This is a genomic window from Streptomyces sp. NPDC019890, from assembly GCF_044903445.1.
Classification (GTDB): Bacteria; Actinomycetota; Actinomycetes; order Streptomycetales; family Streptomycetaceae; genus Streptomyces.
In genome coordinates this window covers 251,806-272,577 of sequence record NZ_JBJDQK010000006.1, presented here as the reverse complement: position 1 = coordinate 272,577, position 20,772 = coordinate 251,806, and the positions used below count along the sequence as shown (strand labels likewise).

Annotated in this window: 23 protein-coding genes; 4 read left to right on the top strand and 19 right to left on the bottom strand. The window is 70.9% G+C overall.

The genetic code is table 11. The features are described from left to right. Positions 1–6: 6 nt before the first annotated feature. The 4 genes from groL to ACI2LP_RS18905 all read right to left on the bottom strand — a co-directional run bounded on the left by groL (position 7) and on the right by ACI2LP_RS18905 (position 4,015). Positions 7–1,635, bottom strand: a complete 1,629-nt coding sequence (gene groL, locus ACI2LP_RS18920; protein ID WP_404725616.1) for a chaperonin GroEL — start codon at positions 1,633–1,635, stop codon at positions 7–9. A gap of 109 nt (positions 1,636–1,744) precedes the next feature. Next, the gene (groES, locus tag ACI2LP_RS18915) at positions 1,745–2,053 is read right to left on the bottom strand and encodes a co-chaperone GroES (protein ID WP_055493212.1); all 309 of its coding nucleotides are present in this window, start codon (positions 2,051–2,053) and stop codon (positions 1,745–1,747) included. Positions 2,054–2,453: 400 nt separating this feature from the next. Further along, the gene (locus ACI2LP_RS18910) at positions 2,454–3,098 is read right to left on the bottom strand and encodes a polysaccharide deacetylase family protein (RefSeq protein WP_404725615.1); all 645 of its coding nucleotides are present in this window, start codon (positions 3,096–3,098) and stop codon (positions 2,454–2,456) included. Further along, positions 3,095–4,015, bottom strand: coding sequence for a polysaccharide deacetylase family protein (locus ACI2LP_RS18905; protein WP_404725614.1), 921 nt, complete (start codon positions 4,013–4,015; stop codon positions 3,095–3,097). Before ACI2LP_RS18905 ends, ACI2LP_RS18910 begins: the two co-directional genes overlap by 4 nt. A 112-nt stretch (positions 4,016–4,127) precedes the next feature. On the opposite strand from ACI2LP_RS18905, the gene ACI2LP_RS18900 reads away from it, so the two are divergent. Continuing rightward, positions 4,128–5,315: a methyltransferase domain-containing protein gene (locus tag ACI2LP_RS18900; RefSeq protein WP_404725810.1), complete on the top strand. Its 1,188-nt coding sequence runs from the start codon at positions 4,128–4,130 to the stop codon at positions 5,313–5,315. A gap of 89 nt (positions 5,316–5,404) precedes the next feature. Further along, complete coding sequence (locus tag ACI2LP_RS18895) at positions 5,405–6,010, top strand: hypothetical protein (RefSeq protein ID WP_404725613.1); 606 nt, start codon at positions 5,405–5,407, stop codon at positions 6,008–6,010. A gap of 111 nt (positions 6,011–6,121) precedes the next feature. Here ACI2LP_RS18895 and ACI2LP_RS18890 read toward each other — a convergent pair whose 3' ends face one another. The 7 genes from ACI2LP_RS18890 to tsaB form a co-directional block, all read right to left on the bottom strand. After that, positions 6,122–6,772 carry a hypothetical protein gene (locus ACI2LP_RS18890; protein WP_404725612.1) on the bottom strand — a complete coding sequence of 217 codons (651 nt, stop codon included), beginning with the start codon at positions 6,770–6,772 and terminating at the stop codon, positions 6,122–6,124. Positions 6,773–6,782: 10 nt separating this feature from the next. Beyond that, positions 6,783–8,039 carry an RNA polymerase sigma factor gene (locus ACI2LP_RS18885; RefSeq protein WP_404725611.1) on the bottom strand — a complete coding sequence of 419 codons (1,257 nt, stop codon included), beginning with the start codon at positions 8,037–8,039 and terminating at the stop codon, positions 6,783–6,785. A gap of 42 nt (positions 8,040–8,081) precedes the next feature. Next, positions 8,082–8,438 (bottom strand): YciI family protein, encoded by a 357-nt coding sequence (locus tag ACI2LP_RS18880; RefSeq protein WP_360884080.1) that lies wholly within the window; start codon positions 8,436–8,438, stop codon positions 8,082–8,084. A gap of 133 nt (positions 8,439–8,571) precedes the next feature. After that, positions 8,572–8,832, bottom strand: coding sequence for a hypothetical protein (locus tag ACI2LP_RS18875; protein WP_404725610.1), 261 nt, complete (start codon positions 8,830–8,832; stop codon positions 8,572–8,574). Continuing rightward, a complete protein-coding gene (tsaD, locus tag ACI2LP_RS18870) occupies positions 8,829–9,926 on the bottom strand; it encodes a tRNA (adenosine(37)-N6)-threonylcarbamoyltransferase complex transferase subunit TsaD (protein ID WP_404725609.1) in 1,098 nt (365 codons plus the stop codon). The genes ACI2LP_RS18875 and tsaD overlap by 4 nt, the downstream gene beginning before the upstream one ends. Positions 9,927–9,929: 3 nt before the next feature. Then, positions 9,930–10,382 (bottom strand): ribosomal protein S18-alanine N-acetyltransferase, encoded by a 453-nt coding sequence (gene rimI / locus ACI2LP_RS18865; protein ID WP_404725809.1) that lies wholly within the window; start codon positions 10,380–10,382, stop codon positions 9,930–9,932. 29 nt (positions 10,383–10,411) lie between these two features. Next, on the bottom strand, positions 10,412–11,065 hold the full coding sequence (gene tsaB / locus ACI2LP_RS18860; protein WP_404725608.1) for a tRNA (adenosine(37)-N6)-threonylcarbamoyltransferase complex dimerization subunit type 1 TsaB: 654 nt from the start codon (positions 11,063–11,065) through the stop codon (positions 10,412–10,414). A gap of 102 nt (positions 11,066–11,167) precedes the next feature. On the opposite strand from tsaB, the gene ACI2LP_RS18855 reads away from it, so the two are divergent. Further along, positions 11,168–11,728 carry a L,D-transpeptidase gene (locus ACI2LP_RS18855; protein ID WP_404725607.1) on the top strand — a complete coding sequence of 187 codons (561 nt, stop codon included), beginning with the start codon at positions 11,168–11,170 and terminating at the stop codon, positions 11,726–11,728. Positions 11,729–11,801: 73 nt separating this feature from the next. On the opposite strand, the gene ACI2LP_RS18850 is transcribed toward ACI2LP_RS18855, so the two are convergent. The 8 genes from ACI2LP_RS18850 to ACI2LP_RS18815 all read right to left on the bottom strand — a co-directional run bounded on the left by ACI2LP_RS18850 (position 11,802) and on the right by ACI2LP_RS18815 (position 19,766). Then, positions 11,802–11,984, bottom strand: a complete 183-nt coding sequence (locus ACI2LP_RS18850; protein ID WP_404725606.1) for a hypothetical protein — start codon at positions 11,982–11,984, stop codon at positions 11,802–11,804. A gap of 134 nt (positions 11,985–12,118) precedes the next feature. Further along, complete coding sequence (tsaE, locus tag ACI2LP_RS18845) at positions 12,119–12,631, bottom strand: tRNA (adenosine(37)-N6)-threonylcarbamoyltransferase complex ATPase subunit type 1 TsaE (RefSeq protein ID WP_404725605.1); 513 nt, start codon at positions 12,629–12,631, stop codon at positions 12,119–12,121. Then, the gene (locus ACI2LP_RS18840) at positions 12,603–13,829 is read right to left on the bottom strand and encodes an alpha/beta fold hydrolase (protein WP_404725604.1); all 1,227 of its coding nucleotides are present in this window, start codon (positions 13,827–13,829) and stop codon (positions 12,603–12,605) included. Before ACI2LP_RS18840 ends, tsaE begins: the two co-directional genes overlap by 29 nt. A 10-nt stretch (positions 13,830–13,839) precedes the next feature. Beyond that, positions 13,840–14,991 carry an alanine racemase gene (gene alr, locus ACI2LP_RS18835; RefSeq protein ID WP_404725603.1) on the bottom strand — a complete coding sequence of 384 codons (1,152 nt, stop codon included), beginning with the start codon at positions 14,989–14,991 and terminating at the stop codon, positions 13,840–13,842. A 255-nt stretch (positions 14,992–15,246) separates the two neighbouring features. Continuing rightward, positions 15,247–16,683 carry an NAD(P)H-hydrate dehydratase gene (locus ACI2LP_RS18830; protein ID WP_404725602.1) on the bottom strand — a complete coding sequence of 479 codons (1,437 nt, stop codon included), beginning with the start codon at positions 16,681–16,683 and terminating at the stop codon, positions 15,247–15,249. 4 nt (positions 16,684–16,687) lie between these two features. After that, positions 16,688–17,056, bottom strand: coding sequence for a holo-ACP synthase (locus ACI2LP_RS18825; protein WP_360878918.1), 369 nt, complete (start codon positions 17,054–17,056; stop codon positions 16,688–16,690). Beyond that, positions 17,053–18,900, bottom strand: a complete 1,848-nt coding sequence (gene glmS, locus ACI2LP_RS18820; RefSeq protein ID WP_404725601.1) for a glutamine--fructose-6-phosphate transaminase (isomerizing) — start codon at positions 18,898–18,900, stop codon at positions 17,053–17,055. Before glmS ends, ACI2LP_RS18825 begins: the two co-directional genes overlap by 4 nt. Positions 18,901–18,971: 71 nt before the next feature. Next, positions 18,972–19,766: an SDR family oxidoreductase gene (locus ACI2LP_RS18815; RefSeq protein WP_404725808.1), complete on the bottom strand. Its 795-nt coding sequence runs from the start codon at positions 19,764–19,766 to the stop codon at positions 18,972–18,974. A gap of 371 nt (positions 19,767–20,137) precedes the next feature. Between ACI2LP_RS18815 and ACI2LP_RS18810 the strand changes: the two genes are divergently transcribed. Beyond that, positions 20,138–20,566 carry a hypothetical protein gene (locus tag ACI2LP_RS18810; RefSeq protein ID WP_404725600.1) on the top strand — a complete coding sequence of 143 codons (429 nt, stop codon included), beginning with the start codon at positions 20,138–20,140 and terminating at the stop codon, positions 20,564–20,566. Positions 20,567–20,772: the final 206 nt, after the last annotated feature.

Sequence of the window (20,772 nt, the reverse complement as noted above, 5' to 3'; positions counted from 1 at the left end):
ACCGTGTCAGTGGCTGTGGCCGTGACCGTGGCCGTGACCCGCGTCGGCCTCTTCCTCGGCCGGCTTCTCGACGACCAGGGTCTCGGTCGTGAGCAGCAGCGAGGCGATGGACGCGGCGTTCTCCAGGGCGGAGCGCGTGACCTTGACCGGGTCGATGACGCCGGCCTTCACCAGGTCGCCGTACTCGCCGGTCGCGGCGTTGAAGCCCTGGCCCTTGTCCAGCTCCGCCACCTTGGCGGTGATGACGTAGCCCTCGAGGCCGGCGTTCTCGGCGATCCAGCGCAGCGGCTCGACGACGGCGCGGCGGACGACCGCGACACCGGTGGCCTCGTCGCCCTCCTTGCCGAGGTTGCCCTCGAGCACCTTGGCGGCGTGGACCAGTGCGGAGCCACCACCGGAGACGATGCCCTCCTCGACCGCGGCGCGGGTCGCGGAGATGGCGTCCTCCAGACGGTGCTTCTTCTCCTTCAGCTCCACCTCGGTGGCGGCGCCGACCTTGATCACGCACACGCCGCCGGCCAGCTTCGCGAGGCGCTCCTGGAGCTTCTCGCGGTCCCAGTCGGAGTCCGTGGACTCGATCTCGGCCTTGATCTGGTTGACACGGCCGACGACGTCCTCGTGGCTGCCGCCACCGTCGACGATCGTGGTGTCGTCCTTGGAGACCGTGACGCGGCGGGCGCTGCCCAGCACGTCCAGGCCGGACTGGTCGAGCTTGAGGCCGACCTCCTCGGCGACCACGGTGGCGCCGGTGAGGGTGGCAATGTCCTGCAGCATCGCCTTGCGGCGGTCGCCGAAGCCCGGGGCCTTGACCGCGACCGCGTTGAAGGTGCCGCGGATCTTGTTGACGACGAGGGTGGAGAGGGCCTCGCCCTCGACGTCCTCGGCGATGATCAGCAGCGGCTTGGAGCTGCCCGCCTGGATGACCTTCTCGAGCAGCGGAAGCAGGTCCTGGATCGAGGAGATCTTGCCCTGGTGGATCAGGATGTACGGCTCGTCGAGGACGGCCTCCATACGCTCCTGGTCGGTCACCATGTACGGGGACAGGTAGCCCTTGTCGAAGGCCATGCCCTCGGTGAAGTCGAGCTCCAGACCGAAGGTGTTGGACTCCTCGACGGTGATGACACCGTCCTTGCCGACCTTGTCCATGGCCTCGGCGATGAGCTCGCCGACCTGCTGGTCCTGCGCGGAGAGCGCAGCGACGGCAGCGATGTCGGCCTTGTCGTCGATCGGACGGGCGGTCGCGAGGAGCTCCTCGGACACGGCCGCGACCGCGGCGTCGATGCCCTTCTTCAGGGCGGCCGGGGACGCGCCGGCGGCGACGTTGCGCAGGCCCTCGCGGACGAGCGCCTGGGCCAGCACGGTGGCGGTGGTGGTGCCGTCACCCGCGATGTCGTTGGTCTTGGTCGCCACCTCCTTCACCAGCTGGGCGCCGAGGTTCTCGTACGGGTCCTCGATCTCGACCTCACGGGCGATGGTCACGCCGTCGTTGGTGATGGTGGGTGCGCCGAACTTCTTGTCGATGACGACATTGCGGCCGCGGGGGCCGATCGTCACCTTGACCGTGTCGGCAAGCTTGTTGACGCCACGCTCGAGGGCGCGACGGGCGTCCTCGTCGAACTTCAGGATCTTCGCCATGGAGCTGAATCAGTCCTCTCAAAATGAACTGCGCCCCGGGCCACCCGGCACGCGTGAATGAACACAGCAGCGGGGGCCAGGGGCGCAGTTCACAGCAAATTCTGGTGAATTACTTCTCGATGATCGCGAGCACGTCGCGAGCCGAGAGGACGAGGTACTCCTCGCCGTTGTACTTCACCTCGGTGCCGCCGTACTTGCTGTACAGCACGATGTCGCCGGTCTTCACGTCGAGCGGAAGCCGCTCGCCGTTCTCGAAACGGCCCGGGCCCACGGCCAGGACGACGCCCTCCTGGGGCTTCTCCTTGGCGGTGTCCGGAATGACCAGGCCAGAGGCCGTGGTCTGCTCGGCGTCGAGCGGCTGGACCACAATGCGGTCCTCGAGCGGCTTGATGGCAACCTTGGAGCTGGCGGTCGTCACGATCCGACCTCCCCCTTCGGAGATCTCACGGGGTTAACTGTCTGAGGTGGCGACCAGGTGGATCCGTCGTCGCGGGTGCCGGACCTGCCCGTCGCTGTGTTGGCACTCTCCGGTGGGGAGTGCCAGAACCGAGACTATGACCGGGATTAGCACTCGGTCAAGCGGAGTGCCAATTGATCTGCCGCGCGGCGGGGTCAAGCAGCCCTTCGGGCGCGGCGCGGGACGGACGCCGCCCGCCCGGCGTAGCCCCCGTCCGGCGTAGTCCCCATCCCACAGTCCCGCCCGGCGTGGTCCCCATCCGGCGCAGTCCGCCCGGCCGTGGTCCCCATCCAGCGCAGTCCCGCCGGCGCAGCTTTCTCAGCACCCGCTCAGCACCATCGCCCCCGTCGCGGCGCCCAACTCAGACGTAGTCCTCCAGGCGTGCCACCGCGTACCCCTGCTCCTGGATGCGGCGCAGCAGCCACACCGTCGTCCTCGCCTCCGCCCGCACGATGTCGCCGGGGCGGAGCCGATCGCCCTCCGCGTACTCCCTGGCCAGCACTACCGCGCGGATCCCGCAGTCCGCCGCCGCCCGCAATGTGTCCTCGTTGTACGTCGCGTGCGGCAGGCGGAACAGATGACGCCCCCGCTGCCCGCAGATCTCGGCGCGCTGCCTCTCGTACGAGAGGGCGCGCAGGTCGGAACGGGCGCTCCGACGGAACATGCTGACCGGCAACTTCAGCTCGGTGGTCATCCGGACGAACCGCGGGTCGTGCGCCGCGCCCTCGTCGAAGGTGAGGAAGACGACCTTGTCCGGGGTGTGCACCCGGTCCACCACATACGCCGTCGAGAGCCGGTGCGCAGGCGGCTTCGGCGCGGCGGCGAGCGGCCCGGCCAGCCCCCACCGCTTGTGCACCGCGGAGCCGGGCGCGCCCGCGCCGGGGGTGACCTTCTGCGCGGCCTTGCGCCCGAGGCGCTCGATCGGGTCCACCGACTGTGCGCACCCCGCGGTGAGCAGCGCACCGGCCGCCAGCAGCCCGGCCAGCAGCCGGTGCGCCCGTGTCATACGTAGTCCTCCAGCCTCGCCACGGCGTAGCCCTTGTCCGTGACCGTCTTCATCACCCGCCGGATCATGTCGGCCATGGTGCCCTTCCAGTCATGGCGGCCACGGAAGTGCGTGAGGATGATGTCGCCGGGGTGCAGGTCCCGGTCCCACTCCCGCCACTCCATGTGATCGGGAAAAGCCTCGGCGGCCCACAGGGGCACGGCCTTCACACCACACGACCGAGCGACGCGCAGCGTGTCCCGGTTGTAGTTGCCGTACGGCGGGCGGAAGAGCGGGGGCCTCTTTCCGTACCGCTTCTCGAGCTTGGTCTGCTGCCCGCAGATCTCCTGCTTCTGCTGGGTGTACGAAAGGCCGGGCAGGTATCGGTGGTTGAGGGTGTGGTTCTGCAGGGCGACGCCGTGGTCCTGCATCTGCTTGAAGTAGTCGTAGTTGTCGTCGATCAAGTAGTCGCTGAGGAAGGCGCTGTACGGGATCTGGAGATCGCTCATCATCCGGAGCAGGGCGGGGTCCTTCTCCGCACCGTCGTCGATCGTCAGGAAAACAATCTTCTCCTTGACCGGCACCGTGGTGAAGACGGGTGGCAGGGACTCGCCACCCTCCACCTCGAAGCCCTTGCGGGTGGTGATCTTGGGCTTCTCGGCGGGTGGCTGGGGCGCGGTCAGCGGGGTCTTGACCAGGCCCCACTTCTTGGCAGCGAGCACTCGTGCTGCCTGGGCGCGCTTCACCTTCGCAACGTACTCCGAGAGCGCGCCGGCCGGCCCTGCCGGCTGCTTCGGCTGCTTCGGCTGCTGACCGGGGGCGGGTTCCGCGCCACTGCTGAGGTCCGGGGACCCGGCGGCGCAGGCGGAGCCGAGGGCGGCGACCAGGAGCACGGCCAGGACGGCACGCGTCCTGCCGACTCGCGCCCCATTTGGCATCCTTTTTAACTTTTGTCTTACTAGCTGCATGGCGCCGCATCCTGTCAGCACCGGTCCGTACGACCCGGCCGACACCGCCGCCGGAGGCGCACCATCCCCCGGCTGGCCCACAATGGGCCGGGTGAACGACCTCGATCCCCTTGCCTCCTTCGCCGCTCTGCTCACCGAGGAGGGGCGGGCGCTGCTGGACTCCCTGGCCGACTACAACCCGTCCGAGGAACTGGCCGTCGCCACCCGGCTGCGCCGCGAGCACCCGGCGGAACTGGTCTCGGCGGCGCTCGGGCAGGCGCGGCTGCGCCAGCGGGCGGCCGCCAAGTTCGGGCCCGAGGACGCGGGCCGGATGTACTTCACGCCGAACGGCGTCGAGCAGGCGACCCGCCGCTCCGTCGCCTCGTACCGCGCCGAGCGCTTCGCCGCCCTCGGCGTACGGAGCGTGGCGGACCTGTGCAGCGGCATCGGCGGCGACGCGATCGCGCTGGCCCGGGCCGGCATCTCGGTGCTGGCGGTGGACCGGGACCCGCTGACGGCCGAGACCGTGCGCGCGAACGCCGAGGCGCTGGGTCTCGCGGAGCTGATCGAGGTCCGGTGCGCGGATGTCACCGACATCGACACGTCCTCCTACGACGCGGTCTTCGTCGACCCGGCCCGCAGGTCAGGACGCGGCCGGATCTTCGACCCGAAGGCGTACTCCCCGCCCCTGTCCTGGGCGATCGACGCGGCCCGAGCCCGCCCGCATGCGGCGCTCAAGATCGCCCCCGGTGTCCCGCACGAGGCCGTCCCCGAGGACGCCGAGGCGGAGTGGATCTCCGACCACGGCGATGTGAAGGAGGCCGTGCTCTGGTTCGGCACGACCCCCCGCACGGTACGGGCCACCCTCCTCCCAGGCCCGCGCTCGCTGACCGGCCGCGGACTGCCGGACCCCGAGGTCCGCAAGGTCGGCCGTTTCCTGTACGAGCCGGACGGCGCGGCCATCCGCGCGCATCTGGTCGCCGAGGTCGCTGAGGAACTGGACGGCGGACTGATCGACGAGACGATCGCGTACATCACGGCGGACGGGCTGCGCCCGACGCCGTTCGCCACCGCGTACGAGATCACCGATGAACTCCCCTTCAATCTGAAGAAGTTGAAGGCGCTGCTGCGGGAGCGGGAGGTCGGCGTACTGACGGTGAAGAAGCGCGGCTCGGCGGTGGAGCCGGAGGAGCTGCGGCGCAAGGTGAAGCCGCAGGGGCCGAATGCGGCGACGGTCTTTCTGACCCGGGTGGCGGGTGCGCCGACGATGCTGATCGGTCGGCCTGCGTAAGCCGGGTCACATCCTCCTTTTCGTCTGCAACTGCTCTGCTGTCAGGCCCGGTTGTTAGGCTGCCGGCTGACCACACCGGAGGGGGAGCCATGGTGGATCACGCCGATCTGGACGTGCCGGAAGATACGGCGAACGTGGGACGTGATGCGTGGGAGGCCGCGGCCCTGCGGCTGTTCGACGACAAGTACTCACTCGTCGCCACGGGCCCGCGCGTGCACTCGGATTGGCTGCTCGATGCCGTGGCCGTGATGAACCGGGACTTCGTCGATCCTCGGGGCTGGAGGGTGCTCGACTGGGACAGGGACAATGCGGACGAGATCGCGCGGCACGGCCATGCCTTCCCCTTCGACTCGCCCAGCACGGAGCTGCTGAACGAGTCGCTCACTCAGATCACTTCCGAGACCGCACCGCTGCTTCTCGTGGCGATGACGGACGACTGGTGCAATCTGCGGAATGCGCCTGGCTTTCCCGACCGGGCCGAGAGTCTGATCGCCGACGCGCACACACTGCTCGCTCGCTACGGGCAGCAATTCGAGTGCTACTCGAACGCGAACGATGTAGAAACGGCACCGGTCCCCCACCTTGCCTGCAAAGTTTCGGGCTGGTCGGCCCTCACGCAGTACACCGCCGACTACGGACTCGTGGTGGTGTCCGACGCGGAGGTCGGGATCTTCTGGTCGTTCAATCCCATCTGACGAACCGGGATGGATAAGCATCCGCGCCAGACGCAACGCCCGCCGCGCCGACGATCGTCGCCGACCTCGGCAACGAGCACATGCGCACGCGCCATCGCCCCTGAGCCGACGTCAGCGGTGCCCGCCGTCGCCCGCCGACACCGGCACGGCCGTCACCAGCCGCACCGCCCACCGGAAGTGGCTCACCGCCTTCGCGATGCCGAGCAGCCCCGTCAGCCAGAGGATCAACCCAAGGCCCATCAGCATCGTGACGTCGGCGTACGTCTCCTGGCCGCGCTCCGCCGTCGCCGGGGTCGCGAACGAGAGCCACAGCCCCAGCGTGCACAGCAGGAACGACGGCACGAACCAGCACAGGCTCACTCCGGGCGAGCGGAAGCGGGCGTCGTTCGTCGGGTCGCGGTCCAGGGACGACCATTGGGTGAGCCGTTCACGGACGGTCTTGTCCCGGCGGACACCAAGACCCATCACGATCCCGGTCGGGATCAGGAACCCGGCGGCCGTGCACGCGAAGATCACGCCGAACAGGGCGCTCAACGCGTCGGGGCGGCTCTCCTCGAAGGTCTTCAGTGCCGCACCGACCAGGCCCCACCCCACTGCCAGGCCGCACGCCAACAGCCACAGCAGCAGCAGTCGCGGCACCCCGATGCTCAGCCGGTGCAGTTCCGCCATCGCCTTCGCGCGGTCGGCGAGCAGCGCCTCGCGGTCGGGCCAGCAGCGTACTTCCGCAGGCGGCGGGGGCGGGGGCAGAGTGCGGGTGGACATGTGTCCGACCCTATCGACCGCCCGGTGCGCACTCGGAGGCCCGGGCCAACAGCAGCTCCCTCTCCCGCTCGTTGCGCGTCAGCGATGCCGCCCGCTCGAACTCCGCCCGCGCCTCTGCCGTACGCCCGAGCCGTGCCAGCAGGTCCCCGCGCACGCTCGGGAGCAAGTGGTAGTCCTTGAGGGCCGGTTCGGCGGCCAGCTCGTCCACCATCGCGAGCCCCGCCTCCGGTCCTTCCGCCTTCGAGACCGCGACCGCGCGGTTCAACTCCACGACGGGCGAGGGGGTGATCGCCGCGAGCTGTCCGTACAGGACGGCGATCGTCTGCCAGTCCGTCTCCTCGTAGCGCACCGCCTGGGCGTGGCAGGCGGCGATCGCGGCCTGGAGGGCGTACGGGCCGGGGGCACCGCCCGCCGTCGCGTTCGCCCGTGCCAGTGCCGCGAAGCCGCGTCGGATCAGCATTTGGTTCCAGCGGGAGCGGTTCTGGTCGGCGAGCAGCACGGGCTCGCCGTCCGGGCCGGTGCGCGCCGCCGTGCGGGAGGCCTGGATCTCCAACAGTGCGACCAGGCCGTGGACTTCGGGCTCCTGGGGCATGAGGCCGGCCAGCACCCGGCCGAGCCGCAGCGCGTCCTCACAGAGCGCCGGGCGCTGCCAGGCGTCGCCCGCCGTCGCCGAGTAGCCCTCGTTGAAGACGAGGTAGATGACTTCCAGGACCGACGACAGGCGTTCGGCGCGCTCGGCGCCGTAGGGGACCTCGAAGGGGACGCCCGCCTTGGCGAGGGCGCGTTTGGCGCGGACGATGCGCTGGGCGACGGTCGGCTCGGTGGCCAGGAAGGCGCGCGCGATCTCCTCGGTGGTCAGGCCGCCGAGGAGCCTCAGGGTGAGGGCGATCCGCGCGTCCGTCGACAGCACCGGATGGCAGGCGGTGAAGATCAGCCGCAGCAGGTCGTCGTCGATGTCCTCGGCGTCGGCCGGTTCGGGCGGCGGCACGTCCTCCAGGGCGCGCCCGACCTCCGCCAGCTTGCGGGCGTAGGTCTCCTTGCGGCGTACAAGATCGATCGCGCGGTGCTTGGCGGTGGCCATGAGCCAGGCGCCCGGCCGGTCCGGAACACCTGACTCCGGCCACTGCTCCAGCGCGGCGACCAGAGCGTCCTGCGCGATCTCCTCGGCGATGCCCACGTCGCGCACGATGCGGGCGACACCGGCGATGATCCGCGCCGACTCGATCCGAAATACCGCTTCAACCGCGCTTGCTGCCGTCACGGCCATCCATCAGAGCAGCCGCGGGGAGGGCGAGCAAGCGCAGGGCGCTCAGCCCTCGGCGATCTCGCGGATCTCGGAGGTGACGTTCCAGTGGTCCTCGTGGACCTGCAGGAACCGCTTGGTCCACTCAAGGACCTCGGCCTTGTCCTTGGCCTGCAGGATGGCGTATCCGCCGACCACTTCCTTGCTCTCGGTGAAGGGCCCGTCGGTGACGGTCAGCTTCCCGCCGGACCAGGTGACGCGGGTGCCCTGCGAGGTCGGGGTCAGCCCGTTGGTGTCGAGCAGGACCCCCGCCTTGGTCATCTCCTCGATCAGCTTGCCCATCCGCTCCATGAGCTCGGGGCTGGGGCCCTCGGCGGGCATCTCGTTCTCGTTGACACGGACCATGGTCAGATAGCGCGGCATGGTGGCTCCTCGGGTCGGGTGAGCAGGGCCGTTCCCCGCCTCTCACCCATGCGTCGAACGGGAGACGACCGGATCGACATCCTCCGGCAGATTCTTCTGAGGTTTTTCCGGAGCGGCCACCGGTACGGCCGGGTCAGTCGACGTCAACCGACTCGAAGCGCCAGCGGTGCGCCGGCCGCGTGATCAGGTCCGCCGTCGGCTCCGGCAGTTCCGGCAGCTCCGCGCCCACGTCCGCCCCCTCCCACCAGGTGATCACCAGCACCCGGTCCTGCGGCGCGCGAAAGGTCTCCCGGCGCAGTGGCTCCCGCGCCAGCTCCTGGGCCCGCGCCCACTCCAGCAGCTCACCACCCCGGCCCTGGGCCGCCCTGGCCTCCCACATCAACGCGACGGTCATGAGTAGAGGTTGTCCTTGCTGATCTCGTGCACATGTTCGTGCGTATGCGCGGCACCCGGCACATGCGGATCCGTCACCGGCAGCGACGAGTCCGCCGACAGCTCCAGGTCGGACACCGGCCTGCCCCGCGCCACCATCTCCGCGCCCAGCGCCGCCACCATCGCGCCATTGTCCGTGCACAGTCCCGGCCGCGGCACCCGCAGCCGGATGCCCGCCCGCTCGCACCGCTCCTCGGCCAGCGCCCGCAGCCGCGAGTTCGCGGCCACTCCGCCGCCGATCATCAAATGGTCCACGCCCTCGTCCTGACAGGCGCGCACCGCCTTGCGGGTCAGTACGTCGACGACGGCCTCCTGGAACGACGCCGCCACGTCCCGTACGGGCACCTCCTCGCCCGATGCACGCTTCGCCTCGATCCAGCGGGCCACCGAGGTCTTGAGCCCCGAGAAGGAGAAGTCGTACGCCGCATCGCGCGGGCCGGTGAGACCGCGCGGGAAGGCGATCGCCGCCGGGTCGCCCTCCTTCGCCAGCCGGTCGATCACCGGACCGCCCGGGAAGCCCAGGTCGAGCACCCGCGCGATCTTGTCGAAGGCCTCGCCCGCCGCGTCGTCGATCGTCGCGCCCAGGGGCCGCACGTCCGACGTGATGTCGGGCGCGAGCAGCAGGGACGAGTGGCCGCCGCTCACCAGCAGCGCCATCGTCGGCTCGGGCAGCCTGCCGTGCTCCAGCTGGTCGACGCAGATGTGCGAGGCCAGGTGGTTCACGCCGTACAGTGGCTTGCCCAGCGCGTACGCGTACGCCTTCGCCGCCGAGACGCCGACCAGCAGCGCGCCCGCGAGGCCGGGCCCGGCCGTCACCGCGATGCCGTCGAGGTCGCGCGCCGAGACGCCCGCCTGCTTCAGGGCTCGCTCGATGGTCGGAACCATCGCCTCCAGATGCGCGCGCGAGGCGATCTCGGGCACCACGCCGCCGAAGCGGGCGTGCGTGTCCACGCTGGAGGCGATGGCGTCGGCGAGCAGGGTGGTGCCGCGGACGATGCCGACGCCGGTCTCGTCGCAGGAGGTCTCGATGCCGAGTACGAGCGGTTCGTCAGCCATCAGTTAGGTCTCTGTTCCTTGTACGTGGAGCCGCATGACGAGGGCGTCGACATTGCCCGGCTGGTAGTAGCCGCGGCGGAATCCGATGGGCTCGAAGCCGAAGCGCTCGTACAGCTTCTGGGCCCTGGTGTTGTCCACGCGCACTTCGAGGAGCACCTCGTCGCACTCGAAGGCGGTGGCGTGCTGCAGCAGATCGGTCAGGAGCCGGGACCCGAGTCCCGTGCCCCACTGCTCGCGGGCGACGGCGATGGTCTGTACGTCTCCAAGGCCGCCGGCCGCCGCGAGGCCCGCGTATCCGACGACCTTGCCGTCCGCCTCGGCCACCACATAGCGGCGGGTGGCCTGCGGGCCGCGCGCATGAGCCAGCTCGGACCAGAACATCCCGGCCGACCAGGCGTCCTCGGGGAAGAGCGCATGCTCGAGCGCGAGCACCGGCTCCAGGTCCCACCAGCGCATCTCACGCAGCACAGCGGTAGGTGCTTCGGTCACTTGGGCGTGACCACCTTGTAGTTCTTCGGGACCTGGGCGTCGGGCCGGCGCAGATACAGCGGCAGTGGCGGCAGGAAGTGGTCCCCCGCGGCCAGCTTCTCGGCGGCCAGCGACGCCAGCGCACCGGCCGAGACGTGCTCGGGCGCGCGGGCGTCCGGGAAGGTCTCGGGATAGAGCAGGGCACCGGCGCCGACGGCGGGCAGGCCCGCGACCTGCTCGGCGATCTCGGCCGGCCGGTCCACGGCGGGTTCGCCGACCCGCGCCCGGGCCGATTCGTACCGCGCCCAGTACACCTCTTTACGGCGCGCGTCCGTCGCCACCACGAACGGTTCGTCGAGACCGGAGGCGTACGCGAGCCCGTCCAGCGTGCACAGCCCGTACACCGGCACCCCCAGCGCGGAGCCGAAGGTCGCGGCCGTCACCAGGCCGACCCGCAGTCCGGTGTACGGACCGGGGCCGACGCCGGCCACCACGGCGGTGACGGCGTCGAGTTTGACCCCGGCCTCGGCGAGGACGCGGTCGACGGCGGGCAGCAGCAGTTCCCCGTGCCGTCGCGCGTCGATGCGGGACGACTCGGCGACGACGGAGCTGCCGTCGTGGAGGGCGGCGGTGACGGCGGGCGTGGCGGTATCAACGGCGAGCAGGAGCACGCAAACAGCCTACGGCTCCGGCGACGGGGGCACGGTGCCCCGTCGGAGCTAACGGTGCTGCTACCGTCACCAACGGATACGTACAAGGGAAAGGTGGGCGTGGTGGCACGGAGCAGCTCGGGACTCGTGGCCGGGCTCACGGCGGCAGCTCTGGCCGGCGTCGGTTTCCTCGCCTACCAGGCGTCGGCGAGCGCCCCCGACCAGCCCGGCAAGCCCGCGACCGCCAGTGCGGCGCCGTCCGCGCAGGCCCCCGGCAGCCCACAGCAGAAGTCCAAGAACCCACTGGCACTGCCCGCGAAGTCGGGCAAGGGCATGCGCGTCGTGTATTCGCTCGGCGAGCGGCGGGTCTGGCTGGTGGGCGCGAACGGGAAGGCGGAGCGGGCCATCGAGGTCATGCCGTCGACGGTCGGCCCGACGCCCGGTACGTACGCGGTGACCTCGCGGTCCGGCACCGTTCCCGGCTCCGACGGGGTGCCGGTCGAGCATGTGGTGCGGTTCGCGAGCATCGACGATGTGTCGATCGGCTTCAGCGCCGCGGTGAACGGGTCGATGGCGAGCCCCGACCCGGCCAGGAAGACCGGCGGCGTACGGATGAAGCGGGCGGACGGCGACGCGATCTGGAAGTTCGCGGCCATCGGCACGAAGGTCGTCGTCGTCCGATAGCCCTCGAATAACCCCCGAACGGGCTACCCGGCGTCGCCCAGCCGTGCCACACGGCGTCACCGACCCGGACGGGCTACGCGGCGTCGCGCCGCGATTCACGCTCCCCGGGGAGCTGTTCCTCGCGCGGCGGAGTGGAGACCGCGCTGGCCGCCGCACACGACGCCAGCAGATCGCGCATCGACACGGCCGACGGCGACGCCGTCACCGGCTCGGCCGGCTGCTGCCGCGGCTGGGATTCGCGCTCGGATGCCGACATGGTCGCCTCCTGAAGCTCCGGGGGCAGGCGTGGTTAGGCAGACCTAACCAGGTCTCACTACCATGTGACCACGCCCGGTGCTCCCTGCGCAACATTTTGCCGACGTCTTGTCGGAACGGACACAAACAGGGCCGTCAACCGGCCAGCAGGGCGAGATCGACCGCTGCCCAGCGCGCGCCGAACCCCGTCAGCGTCACCTCACGCCGCTCGTCCTCGGTGTCACCCACCACCCGGTGGATCAGCACATGCAGCCGGTCGTCCGAGAGATCCTCGACCTTGCCGACGCCCCACTCCACGACCACCACCGACTCGGGCAGCGAAACGTCGAGATCGAGGTCCTCCATCTCGTCGAGCCCGCCGCCCAGCCGGTACGCGTCCACATGGACCAGGGCAGGGCCACCGGTCAGCGAAGGATGGACACGGGCGATCACGAACGTCGGTGAGGTGACGGCGCCGCGCACACCCAGGCCCTCGCCCAGGCCCCGGGTCAGCGTCGTCTTGCCCGCCCCGAGCTCGCCGGTGAGCATCACCAGATCGCCCGGGCGCAGCAGTTTCGCGAGTCTGCGTCCCACGTCCTGCATCTGCTCGGGTGAATCGACGGGGAGGCGGGCGGCAGACTCAGCCGCCTGGCTGTGCGGTGCTTCCATACGGGCCAACGTTAGCCGGTGCCGGCACCGCGCCGACCCGGGCCAGCAGGTCCGCAAGTCGGTCCGTGACGACCTCCGGGTGCTCCAGCATCACCAGATGCCCGGCGTCCGGCACGATCACCAGCTCCGAGTCCGGCAGCAGGTCCGCGATCGCCTCGCTGTGCGAGCTCGGCGTCACCAGATCCTTGTCACCGGCCAGCACGAGCACCGGCACCTCGCGGAAGGCGGGAAGGGCCTCGGCCTTGTCGTGCTCGACGAAGGCCGGGTAGAACTCCGCGACCACGTCGATCGGGGTGGACTCGATGAGCCGTTCCGCGAACCGCGCCACCGCCGGGTCCACGTCCTTGGACGAGAACGAGTACCGCTTGATGAGGCCGGCGAAGAGATCGGCGGTCGCGCGGCGGCCCCGCTCGACCAGCTCGGCCTGCGAGCCGAGCGCCTTGAGCACCCCGGGCAGCACCCGGCGCACCGCGTTCACGCCCGCGACCGGCAGGCCGTAATTGACCTCGCCGAGCTTTCCGCAGGAGGTGCCGACGAAGGCGACCCCGACGACCCGTTCCCTTATCAGCTCGGGGAAGTGGCCGGCGAGCGCCATCATCGTCATCCCGCCCATGGAGTGGCCGACCAGCACCAGCGGCCCCTCGGGCGCGGCCGCGTCGATGACCGCCTTGAGGTCGCGGCCCAGCTGATCGATGGAGACCGGCACGCCGTCCGGTCCCGACTGGGACGCGCCCCTGGCCGAGCGGCCGTGGCTGCGCTGGTCCCAGTGCACGGTGCGCACCAGGCCGCGCAGGGCGGCGCGCTGGAAGTGCCAGGAGTCCTGGCTCAGACAGTAGCCGTGGCTGAAGACGACGGTGACGGGCGCGGGGGCCTTGCGGCCGAAGAGCCTGCGGCGGCGCGGGCCGCCCGCTTCCGGGTCCACCTCGTCGGTCTCGTAGTAGAGCTCGGTGCCGTCGTCGGCGACGGCCGTGCCCGGCATGCCGCGCAATGAGCCGTACGGCCCCGACGCGTCCAGCGCGAGCCGCGCCTTCTGGCGCATGCCGCGGCCGACCGTGAGCCGCTCGATCGCGACGCCCGCGGCCGCACCGGCTGCGATGACGCCTATTGCGGCACCGGCGATGCCCGCCCGGCGCCAGTTGCCCGTCGTGGCGGCCGTCGCCGCGGCCGCCACGACGTCCCCCGTGCTGGTCTCGCTCACCGTGCCGCTCCTAGTCGTCGCTGTCCTCGTTCAGATAGACGCGCGGAACCCTCGTTCCGATGCGGGTGACGATCTCGTACGCAATGGTGCCCGCTGCCTCGGCCCAGTCCTCGGCGGTCGGCTCACCCCGCAGGCCCGGTCCGAACAGCAGCGCCTCGCTGCCTTCCTGGATCTTCTGCCCGCCAAGATCCACCACGAACTGGTCCATCGCGACCCGGCCGGCCACCCGCCGCCACTCGCCGCCGACCAGGACGGGGCCGCGGCCTGAGGCATGGCGCGGGATGCCGTCCGCGTAGCCGATGGGGATGAGGCCGAGCGTCGTCTCGGCCTGTGTTATGTAGTGATGTCCGTAGCTGACGCCGTGGCCCGCGGGGACCTGCTTGACCAGGGCGACGGAGGCGGCGAGCGTCATCACGGGCCGCAGCCCGAAGTCCGCGGGCGTGCCGAGCTCCGGGCTGGGCGAGATGCCGTACATCGCGATGCCGGTCCGTACGAGATCGAAGTGCGCCTCGGGGAGCGTCAGCGTCGCCGGGGAGTTGGCGATGTGCCGGACCTCGGGCTCGATGCCCGCCTTCTCGGCGTACGCCACCATCTCGCGGAACAGGTCCAGTTGGGCGGCTATCGAGGGGTGGCCGGGCTCGTCCGCGCAGGCGAAGTGCGACCAGAGACCGGTGACCTTGACCGTGCCGTCGGCCTCGGCGGCGAGCGCGGCGGTCACCAGCTCGGGCCAGTCGGCGGGCTGGCAGCCGTTGCGCCCGAGGCCGGTGTCGGCCTTGAGCTGGATCCTCGCCGCGCGCCCGGCCCGGCGCGCCGCGGCAGTGACCTCGGTGAGCGCCCACAGGCCGCTCACCGACATGTCGAGATCGGCCTCGATGCCCTCGAGCCAGGGCCCGCCGGGGGTCCACAGCCAGCACATCACGCGCTCCTGGATGCCCGCGGCGCGCAGGGCGAGGGCCTCGTGGGGCGTGGCGGTGCCGAGCCAGGTCGCACCGGCCCGGAGCGCGGCCCTGGCGCAGGGCAGCATGCCGTGTCCGTACGCGTCCGACTTCACCACGGCCATCAGGGCAGCCTGGGGCGCGCGGGCGCGCAGCGCGCGCACATTGGCGCGCAGGGCCGCGAGGTCGATCTCGGCACGGGCTCGGAGGGGCGGTGGCTGGCTCATCGGGCCCAGTGTCTCAGAGGGGTACGAGAGTGTTCGTACAACAGGTCGCGGTTTGAACGAGTGAGGGGTTGTGCGGTTGCTCACGGAGCGCGCTTGCAGCGGGCCTGCTCCCCACCCCGCCCCTTCCCGATCCGGGGGCAAGCCCCCAGCCGCCCGCCGGGGCTCCGCCCCCGTACCCCCGGACGCCCTTCGGGCGTGTCCGGGGTGGCCGGACGGGCTCAGAACGAGCGGGGTTCGGGGCGGAGCCCCAAAGGGTCAGGACTGCACGTCGCGCCACGCGAAACGCAGTGCCTGCGCCACCTCGTACGCCGTGATCGGTACTCCCTCCGACGCCGCGCGGCGCGCCGCAAGGCCGTGCAGATAGGCCGCCGCCGATCCCGCGTCGCGCGCCTCCAGGCCCGCGGCGAGCAGTGAGCCCGCCAGGCCCGACAGGACGTCGCCGCTGCCGGCCGTCGCCAGCCAGGGTGTGCCCATCGGATTCACCCGGACCGGGGACCGGCCGCCGTCCGGCGCGGCGACCAGTGTCGTCGAGCCCTTGAGCAGCACCGTCGCCCCGTAGCGCGCGGCGAGTTCGCGTACCGAGGCGAGCCGCGCGGACTCCACCTCCTCGCGCGACACGCCCAGCAGCGCGGCCGCCTCCCCGGCGTGCGGGGTCAGCAGCGTGGGCGCGCTCCGGGCCCGTACCGTCTCGGCGTCGAGCAGCCGCAGCCCGTCCGCGTCGATCAGCACAGGAACATCGGAGGCCAGCACGTCGCGTACGGGATCGAGCCCGTCGCCGAGCCCCGGGCCGACGACCCACGCCTGCACCCGTCCCGCCTTCGACGGCGGCCCCGCGTGCACCAGGGCCTCGGGGAACCGGGCGATCACGGCGTCGGCACCGGGCCCCACGTACCGCACCGCGCCCGCGCCGCCGCGCAGCGCGCCCGCCACGGCGAGCACGGCCGCGCCGGGGTAGCGCGCGGACCCGGCGGCCACGCCGACGACGCCCCGCCGGTACTTGTCGCTCTCCGCGGCCGGCAGCGGCAACAGCCGTGCCACGTCCTCGTGTTGGAGCGCCTCCAGGTCGGGCACGGACGGCAGATGTTCCTCCAGGCCGATGCCGACGAGCCGCACCGTCCCCGCGTACTCACGCGCCGGATCGATCAGCAGCCCCGGCTTGTACGTCCCGAAGGTCACCGTCACGTCCGCGTGCAGCGCCTCGCCCCGCACCTCCCCGGTGTCCACCTCGACGCCGCTCGGCAGGTCGACGGCGACGATCACCGCATTGGACCCGCGCGCCGCCCGCGCCACCGGTACCGCGTCCGGCCGCAGCCCGCCGCGCCCGCCGATCCCGGTGATGCCGTCCATCACCAGGTCGGCGGCGGCAAGCACCTCGAACGGGTCGTCCGCGACCCGCCCGCCCGCGCCCAGCAGGGCCGCAAGACCGCCCTCGTGCGTGCGCGACCCCAGCAGCACCGCCGAGACGCCCGCCCCGCGCCGGGCCAGCCGCGCCCCCGCGTACAGCGCGTCACCACCGTTGTCCCCGCCGCCGACGAGCAGCACGACTCGCGCGCCGTACACCCGCCCCAGCAGAGCGGCACAGGTGGCGGCAAGCCCGGCGGCGGCCCGCTGCATGAGCGCGCCCTCGGGCAGTCGTGCCATCAACTCGGCCTCGGCGGCCCGTACGGTCTCCACGCTGTAAGCGGTACGCATACGGTCAACCCTCCGCGATCACCACGGCCGACGCCACCCCCGCATCATGGCTGAGCGACACATGCCACGACCGCACGCCGAGCGCGGCCGCCCGCGCGGCCACCGTCCCGCGCACCCGCAGCCGCGGCTGCCCGCTGTCCTCCACGTACACCTCCGCGTCCGTCCAGTGCAGCCCGGCGGGCGCGCCGAGCGCCTTGGCGACCGCCTCCTTCGCGGCGAACCGCGCCGCGAGGGAGGCATAACCGCGCTGCTCCCCGCTGGGCAGCAGCAACTCCCGCTCCAGGAAGACCCGTTCGGCCATTCCCGGGGTACGCCGCATCGATGCGGCGAAGCGGTCGATCTCTGCGACGTCGATCCCCACCCCGATGATCATTCGACGGTGACAGACTTCGCGAGGTTGCGGGGCTGGTCGACCTCGTTGCCGCGCGCCGTCGCCAGCTCGCAGGCGAAGACCTGCAACGGCACGGTCGCGACCAGCGGCTGGAGCAGCGTGGGCGTTGCCGGGATGCGGATGAGATGGTCCGCGTACGGCACGACCGTCTCGTCCCCCTCCTCCGCGATCACGATCGTCCGCGCCCCTCGCGCCCTGATCTCCTGAATGTTGGAGACGATCTTGTCGTGCAGTACGGAGCGCCCGCGCGGCGACGGCACCACGACGACCACCGGCAGATCTTCCTCGATCAGCGCGATCGGTCCGTGCTTGAGCTCGCCCGCCGCGAAGCCTTCCGCGTGCATGTACGCCAGCTCCTTGAGCTTCAACGCGCCCTCCAGCGCCACCGGATAGCCCACGTGCCGCCCCAGGAACAGCACCGTGTCCTTCCCGGCGAGCGAGCGCGCCAGCTCGCGCACCGGCTCCATCGTCTCCAGGACCTTCTCGACCTCGCCCGAGATCTGGGCCAAGTCCCTGATGACGGCCTGGATTTCGTCGCCCCACTTGGTGCCCCGCACCTGCCCCAGATACAGCGCCACCAGGTAGCAGGCCACCAGCTGCGTCAGGAACGCCTTCGTCGAAGCGACGGCCACTTCGGGCCCGGCATGCGTGTACAGCACCGCGTCCGACTCGCGCGGGATCGTCGAGCCGTTCGTATTGCAGATGGCCAGCACCTTCGCGCCCTGTGCGCGCGCGTGCCGCAGCGCCATCAGGGTGTCCATCGTCTCGCCCGACTGGGAGATCGCGATCACCAGCGTCCGCCGGTCCAGGATCGGGTCCCGGTAGCGGAACTCGCTCGCCAGCTCCACCTCGCACGGGATCCGAGTCCAGTGCTCGATGGCGTACTTGGCGATCAGACCGGCGTGGAAGGCCGTGCCGCAGGCCACAATGACGATCTTGTCGGCCTCCCGCAGCACCGATGTGGGGATGCGCACCTCGTCGAGGCTGAGGGAGCCCTCCGCGTCGATCCGCCCCAGCAGGGTGTCGGCAACCGCCTTCGGCTGCTCGGCGATCTCCTTGAGCATGAAGTAGTCGTAGCCGCCCTTCTCGGCGGCGGACGCGTCCCAGTCCACGTGGTACGAGCGCACCTCGGCCGGCAACCCGTCGAAGTCCGTGACGGTCACGCTGTCCCGGCGCAACTCCACCACCTGGTCCTGGCCCAGCTCGATGGCGGAGCGCGTGTGGGCGATGAACGCGGCCACGTCCGAGGCGAGGAAGGCCTCACCCTCGCCGACACCCACCACCAGCGGGGAGTTGCGCCGCGCGCCCACCACCACGTCCGGCTCGTCCGCGTGCACGGCGACCAGCGTGAAGGCGCCCTGCAACTGCCGGCACACCTGACGCATCGACTCCGCCAGATCCCCGCACGACGAGAACGACTCCGCCAGCAGATGCGCCACGACCTCGGTGTCGGTCTCGGACGCCAGCTCGTGCCCGCGCGAGGCCAGTTCGTCGCGCAGGGTCGCGAAGTTCTCGATGATCCCGTTGTGTACGACGGCGACGCGCCCCGCGTTGTCCAGATGGGGATGGGCATTGGCGTCGGTCGGCCCGCCGTGCGTGGCCCACCTGGTGTGCCCGATGCCGGTCGACCCGCTCGGCAGCGGCCGGATCACCAGTTCCTTCTCCAGATTGACGAGCTTGCCCGCCTTCTTCGCCGCGGCCAGCCCGCCGTCGGCGAGCACCGCGACACCGGCCGAGTCGTAGCCCCGGTACTCGAGCCGTTTGAGGCCCGCGATGACCACATCAAGCGCCGACTGTCCGCCGACGTAACCCACGATTCCGCACATAGCCGCAGCCTACGACTCCCGCGCGGCGCATCCGGCGAGTCCCAGCGTGTTCGCGGCGTGAAGGGAGAGGGTCAGCCACCGGTGGCGAAGCCGGGGAAGAGAGTCATCCCGCCGTCCACATAGAGGGTGCTTCCCACCACGTAGTCCATGAGGTCGGAGGCGAGGCCGACGACGGCGTTCGCGATGTCCTCGGGGTCTCCGATGCGGTCGTAGGGAATCAGCTTCAGCAGCTCCTCCCGGGCCTCGGGCGTCTCCCAGGCGCTCTGGTTGATCGGCGTCTTGATGGCTCCCGGGGCGACCGCGTTCACTCTGATCTTCCGGGGAGCGAGTTCCTGCGCCAGCGTCTGCATCATCATCAGTACGCCGCCCTTGGAGGAGGCGTAATTCACGTGCCCCGCCCAGGGGATGAGCTGATGGACCGAGCTCATGCAGATGATTTTTCCGGCCGCGCGCGACACTTCCGGGACGACACCACGGCGCAGAAACTCCTTCGTCACCTCCCGGGCGCACAGGAACTGTCCGGTGAGATTGACGTCCAGCACCTTCTGCCACTGGGCGAGCGTCATGTCGACGAGCCGGGCGTCCCGCTGCAGGCCCGCGTTGGCCACCAGGATGTCGATCGTGCCGAACTCCTGGACCATCCCGTCGACCATGGCGACGACCTGCTCCTCCTTGGAGACATCGGCCTCGTACGCAGCGGCGCGCACCCCGAAGCTCTTGATCTCCTCGACGACCTGCTCGGCGGCGTCGCGGTCGGCCACGTAGTTCACGCCCACGTCGGCGCCGGCCCGGGCGAGTCCGATGGCGGTCGCCTTGCCGATACCGGAATTGGCGCCGGTGACGAGCGCCTTCTGGCCTTTCAGCAGCTGCACGCGGAGCGCACTCTGTGCTGCGCCGGCGGTCGGATTCACGATGGTGTGCCTCCTCGGTGCGTGGCCCCGGTCCCGGGGGCCGCAGCACCCGTCGAGCCGGCTCGTCACAGAATCACCGGCGGGCGGGGGCGGCACCCTCTCCCGGCTCCCATTGGGCCGTTGGGCGGACCTTCTTCGCCCGGTCGGCCCCTGCCCGGCGACCGGCCGGCCCGGTCCACGACGCGGCCGGCCGTCGAAGCCGCAGGCGCAGGCGCAGCCGAGCCGCCCGGGTGCGGGCCACGCCTGAGAGAGGGAGGCTGGAATTGACGCGATCGGCCGTACGGGCCGCCCCGGCTCGTCGGCAGTACTAGTCGAAGGAACGCAACATGACCACTCATGCAGGCGTCCGACAGGACAGCGGGGGGCACAGCCCCCACAGCGGCTTTGCCACAGGATGGATGGTGTTCGCCGCGGTCCTGATGATCTTCGGGGGGTTCATGGCGATCTTCCAGGGCATCGCCGCCATCGCCAAGGACGACGTGTTCGTCGCCACCCGTAACTACATGTTCCAGTTCAACCTGACGGGCTGGGGCTGGATCCACCTGATCCTGGGCATCATCCTCGTGGCCGCAGGATTCGCACTGTTCAGCGGAGCCGTCTGGGCGCGGGTCATCGGTGTCGTAGTGGCGGGCCTGGCCATGATCTCGAACTTCATGTGGCTGCCCCACTACCCCTTCTGGGCTCTGGTGCTCATCGCCGTCGACCTCTTCATCATCTGGGCGCTCTGCGTCGCCCCACGGTCCGAGAAAACCTGACAGCCTGCGGACCGTCACCGGCCGAAGAGCCCTGTCCCGCACCTGGCGGCGGACGGCGATTCGGCGGTTCTCCGGTCGCACGATTCATCCGGAGCGTTTCTCCTGGATGAGCGGCGGACAGCTCCGCCGCTCATACCCCCACGGGACCAGACGCAGGAGCGCTTCATGGCACCCCAGGCATCCGAGCCGGATTCATCGGGTACCGG

Excerpts from the sequence above, each read along its gene's own strand:
- groL (WP_404725616.1), bottom strand. The coding sequence starts at position 1,635 with ATGGCGAAGATCCTGAAGTTCGACGAGGACGCCCGTCGCGCCCTCGAG.
- ACI2LP_RS18910 (WP_404725615.1), bottom strand. The coding sequence starts at position 3,098 with ATGACACGGGCGCACCGGCTGCTGGCCGGGCTGCTGGCGGCCGGTGCG.
- ACI2LP_RS18905 (WP_404725614.1), bottom strand. The coding sequence starts at position 4,015 with ATGCCAAATGGGGCGCGAGTCGGCAGGACGCGTGCCGTCCTGGCCGTG.
- ACI2LP_RS18900 (WP_404725810.1), top strand. The coding sequence starts at position 4,128 with ATGGGCCGGGTGAACGACCTCGATCCCCTTGCCTCCTTCGCCGCTCTG.
- ACI2LP_RS18895 (WP_404725613.1), top strand. The coding sequence starts at position 5,405 with ATGGTGGATCACGCCGATCTGGACGTGCCGGAAGATACGGCGAACGTG.
- ACI2LP_RS18890 (WP_404725612.1), bottom strand. The coding sequence starts at position 6,772 with ATGTCCACCCGCACTCTGCCCCCGCCCCCGCCGCCTGCGGAAGTACGC.
- ACI2LP_RS18885 (WP_404725611.1), bottom strand. The coding sequence starts at position 8,039 with ATGGCCGTGACGGCAGCAAGCGCGGTTGAAGCGGTATTTCGGATCGAG.
- ACI2LP_RS18880 (WP_360884080.1), bottom strand. The coding sequence starts at position 8,438 with ATGCCGCGCTATCTGACCATGGTCCGTGTCAACGAGAACGAGATGCCC.
- ACI2LP_RS18875 (WP_404725610.1), bottom strand. The coding sequence starts at position 8,832 with ATGACCGTCGCGTTGATGTGGGAGGCCAGGGCGGCCCAGGGCCGGGGT.
- tsaD (WP_404725609.1), bottom strand. The coding sequence starts at position 9,926 with ATGGCTGACGAACCGCTCGTACTCGGCATCGAGACCTCCTGCGACGAG.
- rimI (WP_404725809.1), bottom strand. The coding sequence starts at position 10,382 with ATGCGCTGGTGGGACCTGGAGCCGGTGCTCGCGCTCGAGCATGCGCTC.
- ACI2LP_RS18850 (WP_404725606.1), bottom strand. The coding sequence starts at position 11,984 with ATGTCGGCATCCGAGCGCGAATCCCAGCCGCGGCAGCAGCCGGCCGAG.
- tsaE (WP_404725605.1), bottom strand. The coding sequence starts at position 12,631 with ATGGAAGCACCGCACAGCCAGGCGGCTGAGTCTGCCGCCCGCCTCCCC.
- alr (WP_404725603.1), bottom strand. The coding sequence starts at position 14,991 with ATGAGCCAGCCACCGCCCCTCCGAGCCCGTGCCGAGATCGACCTCGCG.
- ACI2LP_RS18830 (WP_404725602.1), bottom strand. The coding sequence starts at position 16,683 with ATGCGTACCGCTTACAGCGTGGAGACCGTACGGGCCGCCGAGGCCGAG.
- ACI2LP_RS18825 (WP_360878918.1), bottom strand. The coding sequence starts at position 17,056 with ATGATCATCGGGGTGGGGATCGACGTCGCAGAGATCGACCGCTTCGCC.
- glmS (WP_404725601.1), bottom strand. The coding sequence starts at position 18,900 with ATGTGCGGAATCGTGGGTTACGTCGGCGGACAGTCGGCGCTTGATGTG.
- ACI2LP_RS18810 (WP_404725600.1), top strand. The coding sequence starts at position 20,138 with ATGACCACTCATGCAGGCGTCCGACAGGACAGCGGGGGGCACAGCCCC.